At 77.9% G+C, this 4,622-nt stretch carries 5 protein-coding genes; all 5 read left to right on the top strand.

Going from position 1 to position 4,622, the window contains the following annotated elements:
- Positions 1 to 735, top strand: a 735-nt coding sequence (locus tag BJP40_RS00355) for a flavin reductase family protein (RefSeq protein ID WP_218153175.1), incomplete at its 5' end; no start/stop codon positions are given.
- 47 nt (positions 736 to 782) lie between these two features.
- On the top strand, positions 783 to 2,108 hold the full coding sequence (locus BJP40_RS00350) for an FAD-dependent monooxygenase (protein ID WP_071277520.1): 1,326 nt from the start codon (positions 783 to 785) through the stop codon (positions 2,106 to 2,108).
- An 11-nt stretch (positions 2,109 to 2,119) separates the two neighbouring features.
- Entirely contained in the window at positions 2,120 to 2,743 is a 624-nt protein-coding gene (locus BJP40_RS00345) for a transferase hexapeptide repeat family protein (protein ID WP_071277518.1), read from the top strand.
- A gap of 30 nt (positions 2,744 to 2,773) precedes the next feature.
- Positions 2,774 to 3,553 (top strand): AfsA-related hotdog domain-containing protein, encoded by a 780-nt coding sequence (locus tag BJP40_RS00340; protein WP_071277516.1) that lies wholly within the window; start codon positions 2,774 to 2,776, stop codon positions 3,551 to 3,553.
- Between the two features lies 1 nt (position 3,554).
- A partial coding sequence (locus BJP40_RS00335) for a prephenate dehydratase domain-containing protein (RefSeq protein ID WP_071277514.1) occupies positions 3,555 to 4,622 on the top strand: 1,068 nt, incomplete at its 3' end.

Below are 4,622 nucleotides of genomic sequence, written 5' to 3'. Positions count from 1 at the left end.
CCCGCCGCTGCCCCGTCCCCCGCCGCGCCCGGTCCCCGGCACCCGGCCGCGGTCTGCGACGCCAAGGCCGGGGCCGAAGCCCTGTCGCCCCTGGCCCCCGACGGCCGCCCCGCGGCCGGGCCGGGTGCCGGGCATCCTGCTGCCGCGCCCGACGGCGGGCCCGGTGCCCGGCGCCCCGCCCGGGCCGGTGCGCGGCGCGGGCCCGACGGGACGGGCGTCGGCGGCGACGACCTCGCGCCGGCCCGGCTGCGGCGGGTCCTCGGCCAGTACGCCACCGGCGTGTGCGCCGTCTCCACCCGCGTCGACGACGCCCCGGACGGCGTTCCCCGCCACGACGCCATCGCGGTGAACTCCTTCACCTCCGTGTCCCTCCGGCCCCCGCTCGTGTCCATGTGCCTGCGGGACGACTCGGCGTTCCTGCAGCGGCTCTACACCGCCGGGGTGTGGGGCGTGTCCTTCCTCGCCGACGACGCCCGCCCCCTGCTGCGCGTGCTGACGGCCAGGTCCGACACCCGCCCCCCGGTCGAGAGCGAGGCCGCCTGGGCCACCGGCCCCCACACCGGCTGCCTGCTGCTCACGGACGGGCCGGGCACCCTGGAGTGCGCCCTGCACCTCACCCAGCCGATCGGCGACCACGTCCTCGTCGTCGGCCGCGTCCTCGGCGCCACCTACCGTGACCGGGACCCGCTGCTCTTCCACCGCGGCGGCTTCACCGCCGTCGCCGCACCCGCCTGACCCGGCGCCACCCCGGCACCCGTCCCCGTACGAGAAGAGGAGCGAACATGCCCGCAAGACGTCCCCGCGTCGCCGTCGTCGGCGGCGGGATCGGCGGACTGGCCACCGCCGTCGGGCTGCGGCAGCAGGACGTCGACGTCACCGTCCACGAGCAGGCCGGGGACACGACCGGCCGGGGCGCGGGCATCGCGCTCGGCGCCAACGGCCACCGCGCCCTGCGCGCCCTGGGCGTCGCCACGCGACTGGACGGCTCCGCCGTCGCACCGCTGCGCGCCGAGTTCCGGCACTGGCGCACCGGCCGCACCCTCGCCGCGCACGCCTTGGCCGGCACGTACGCACAGCGCTTCGGCGCGCCCTTCCTGACCGTGGAGCGCGCCGCGCTCCAGCGGGCGTTGCTCGCCGAGCTGGGCCCCGGCCCCCTGCGCCTGGGCGCACGCTGCACCGCCGTCGAGCAGACCGGGCACGGTGTGGTGCTGCGGTTCGAGGACGGCACCGAGACGGAGGCCGACGCGGCCGTCGGGGCCGACGGCATCCACTCCGCCGTGCGGCACAGCCTCTTCGGCCCCGACCACGCCGTGTTCTCCGGCACCAGCGGATACCGCGCGCTGGTGCCGCTGGAACGGCTGCGGGGGCGGCCCGAACTGCGCGAGGACGTCCTGTGGCTGTGGCTCGGCCCCGGCCGACACGTCATCGCGTACCCGGTCGCGGGCGGGACCCTGCTCAACTTCCTGGCCGTCGTGCCCGACCGGGACTGGACGGTCGAGTCCTGGTCCACCGAGGGGACCACCGGGGAACTGCTCGGCCACTTCGAGGGCTGGCACCCGTTCGTCACAGACGTGCTCGCCGCCGCCGACCGGCCCGGCCGCTGGGCGCTGTACGACCGCGAGCCGCTGCGCCACTGGACCCGCGGCCGGGTGACCCTGCTGGGGGACGCCGCGCACGCGATGCTGCCGCACCACGGGCAGGGCGCCAACCAGTGCCTGGAGGACGCCGTCGTCCTCGCACGGCTGCTCGGCGGGGCGTCCGCGGGCCGCGGCGTCGTCGAGGCGCTGCGCAGGTACGAGGTCGAGCGCCGCCCCCGCACGCGTCTGCTCCAGGCCGGCTCCCGGCGCAACGCGGGCTGCTTCCAGGCGCCGGACGGCCCGGAGGCCGACGCCCGAGACGCCCGCCTGGCCGGCCTGCCGGAGGACCTGGCCTGGATCCACGGCCACGACGCCCTCGCCGCGCTGGGAACCGCGCCGCCCGCAGCCTCCCCGCCGACCCCGGCAGCCGCCGGCCGGAGGGCCCCGCACGCCCCGGGACCCGAGGGGTCTGCCGCCCCGGACGCCCCCGGCACCGGCGGAGCCATCGCACCGGAACCCACCCTGAGCTGAAGGACCCCCCTATGGCGAAGATCTACTCCTTCGAAGGAGCCGTGCCCGTCGTCCACCCGAGCGCCTTCGTCCACCCGGACAGCGTGCTGATCGGTTCCGTCGTCATCGGTCCCGGCTGCTACGTCGGCCCGCTCGCCAGCCTGCGCGGCGACTTCGGCCGCATCGAGCTGCGGGCCGGGTCCAACGTGCAGGACTGCTGCGTCCTGCACTGCTTCCCCGGCGCGGACACCGTGGTCGAGGAGGACGGCCACGTCGGCCACGGCTCCGTGCTGCACGGCTGCCGCGTCGGGCGGGACAGCCTGATCGGCATGAAGTCGGTGCTGATGGACGGCGTCACCGTCGGCGAGCAGGCCTTCGTCGGCGCCGGCAGCTTCGTCAAGTCCCGCTTCGAGGTGCCCGAGCGGCACCTCGTCGCCGGGAGCCCCGCCCGGGTCGTCCGTCCGCTGACGGGCGACGAGATCGCCTGGAAGGGCAACGGCACGGCCCAGTACCGCGAGCTCGCCGCCCGCTGCCTGACCGGCCTGGCCGCCGCCGAGGCGGTCACCGACCCGCAGGCGCCGCCCGGCCCGCCGGCCTCCCGCGCCGCCGGAGCGCCCGCCCACGTCCCGCTGCACGCCTACCGCGCGGGCCGCTGAGCCCGCCCCGACCCGGAGGAGAGCCACACCATGACCGAGCCCGCCCCCGCAGCATCCGCCGCCTCGTCGCGCCTCGTCGTCGGCGACCGCTTCGCCGACTTCGCCGCAGCCGTCGGCGCCGACTCCTTCACCGCCCTCGTCCGGGCCCTCGACGCAGGGGACCTCGACCACGTCCACGGGCCCGTGCACGTCGTGGCGGGCCAGGGCATCGGCGACTACGAGGCCGACCACCTGCGCGACGCCATCGAGCGGCGCGGCCTGACCGACCGCGTCGTCGTCCGGCACACGGCCGCCGCCACGGCCCGCCGCCACGACCTGCACAAGGCCCGCGAGGACAACGTCCTCGTCGCCGGACTCACCCGGATCGACGACGAGACGTACGAGGCGCAGCTGCGCGTCCACGACCACAACGAGCTGCTCGTCGACGTCCAGGACCGGGTCCACGTGCAGGGCATGGTGGCGATCGAGGCGGCGCGGCAGATGTTCCTCGCCGTCACCGAGCGGTACTACACGTCGAGGTGGCCGCAGCAGCGCTACTACATCGTGCTCAACTCGCTGAACACGTCGTTCACCAACTTCCTCTTCCCGGTCGCCGCCACGCTCCGCCTCACGGTGACCCGGGCCGACCTGACCGAGCCGAGCAGGCTGGCCTTCGGCGTCACCGTGCAGGTCGAGCAGGCGGGCCGTGTCGCGGCCCGCGTCGACGCCGACTTCGCGGCCTTCGCGCCCGGCCTGCTGGAGGACAAGGAACTGCGCCGCGCCAAGCACGCGGCGGCCGCCGTCGCGGACGCGGCCCTCACCACCGCCTGACATGGCGGCCCGCACCCCCGCGCCGGTGCCGCCCGCCGCCGGAGCTCCCGCAGGCGCCGCACGCGTGCACGCCGCGCCGGAGCCCCCGCCGGAGCCGCTCCGTGCCTGCCGCCCGACCGCGCCGGGGCCCGCGGCCCGCCCGGCCCCACCCCCGGGGGCCGGTGCCGGGCGGCCGGCGGCCGCGGCGCCCCACCGGTGCGCTGCGGCCCTCGCGTACCTGGGCCCGGAGGGCACCTTCACGGAGCGGGCCCTGCGCACGCTCCCCGAGGCCGCGCACACGCCGCTGCTGCCGGCCGCCACCGCCCGCGAGGCGCTGGCGCACCTGCGGACGGGCGCCGCGCGGGCCGCGATGCTCCCCGTGCACAACACCGCGGGAGGACCGGTCCCCGACACCTTGCGGGCCCTGGTGGACGCGCCCGGTGTCCACGCACGGCGGGAGGTGGTGCTGGGCGTCGAGTTCGCCCTGCTCGTGCGGCCGGGGACGCGGCCCGGCGAGGTCCGCACGGTCACCGGGCACCCGCATGCCCGCGCCCAGGTGGCGGGGTGGCTGGCCGCGTTCCTGCCGCGCGCCCGGTGGTTGTCGGCCCCGTCCAACGCGGCCGGTGCCCGCTGGGTGCGGGACGGCCGGTGCGACGCCGCCGTCGCCGGGGAGTTCACCGCGGCCCGGTACGGTCTCGCTGTCGCCGCCGCGGGGGTCCAGGACCATCCCGGCGCGGTCACCCGGTTCCTCCTGCTGGCTCCCGCCGCGGCGCCGGGGCGGGAGGCGCGGGGCGGCGGCCCCCACCGCACGTCGCTGGCCGGCAGGGTCGACGGCACCCCCCACGAGACGCGGGCGGCCCTGGCCCTTCTGTGCGCCCGCCCCGCTCTGCGGAGGCTGCCGGTCGCCTTCGCCGTGACGGACGGCGGTGACGGCCGCAGCGCCCTCCTCGTCGACTGCCCCGGGCGCCCCGAGGACCCCGCCACGGCCCGCGCGCTCCGCCATCTGCGCCGCGGAGTACCGGAACTCCGCCTCCTCGGCTCGTACCCGGCCGCTGCCGCACCCGTGGCCGTCCCGCCCGTCGCTTCGGCG

This window comes from Streptomyces sp. CC53 (assembly GCF_001865245.1).
GTDB lineage: Bacteria > Actinomycetota > Actinomycetes > Streptomycetales > Streptomycetaceae > Streptomyces.
Note: the sequence above shows the minus strand (reverse complement) of the source record. Positions and strands in the feature narration are given on the sequence as shown.

Bases quoted from the DNA above. Each gene is read 5' to 3' on its own strand.
- BJP40_RS00350 (WP_071277520.1), top strand. From the start codon at position 783: ATGCCCGCAAGACGTCCCCGCGTCGCCGTCGTCGGCGGCGGGATCGGC.
- BJP40_RS00345 (WP_071277518.1), top strand. From the start codon at position 2,120: ATGGCGAAGATCTACTCCTTCGAAGGAGCCGTGCCCGTCGTCCACCCG.
- BJP40_RS00340 (WP_071277516.1), top strand. From the start codon at position 2,774: ATGACCGAGCCCGCCCCCGCAGCATCCGCCGCCTCGTCGCGCCTCGTC.